We start from the raw sequence: 236 nt of genomic DNA, 5'->3' as shown, positions 1-236 counted from the left end.
ATAGAACTCATCATCAGGTGCACTAGTGTACTAGATGATGTTCACCTAGGCGATAGTATCGTCATCAATAGAGTTTGTCTAACTGTCACAAGCTTCACAAAAGAAGAGTTTGCGGCAGATGTGATGGCTGAGACGGTCAAAGGGAGATGAGTTGATCAGCTTGGGGGAGCTAGCCAAGTGACTTTAGAGGGAGGAATGTGATTAAATGCCGCATTGCCAATCCATTTTCTTTCAAG

1 pseudogene is annotated in these 236 nt (G+C 44.1%); it reads left to right on the top strand.

The window, feature by feature from the left end:
• A pseudogene (locus KVT11_RS20655) lies at positions 1–147 on the top strand (riboflavin synthase); the annotation flags it as partial.
• Positions 148–236: the final 89 nt, after the last annotated feature.

It is taken from the genome of Bacillus sp. GbtcB10, assembly GCF_019091365.1.
In the GTDB taxonomy this organism is placed as follows: Bacteria; Bacillota; Bacilli; order Bacillales; family Bacillaceae; genus Bacillus; species Bacillus altitudinis.
This window is presented reverse-complemented; position numbering and strand designations above follow the sequence as displayed.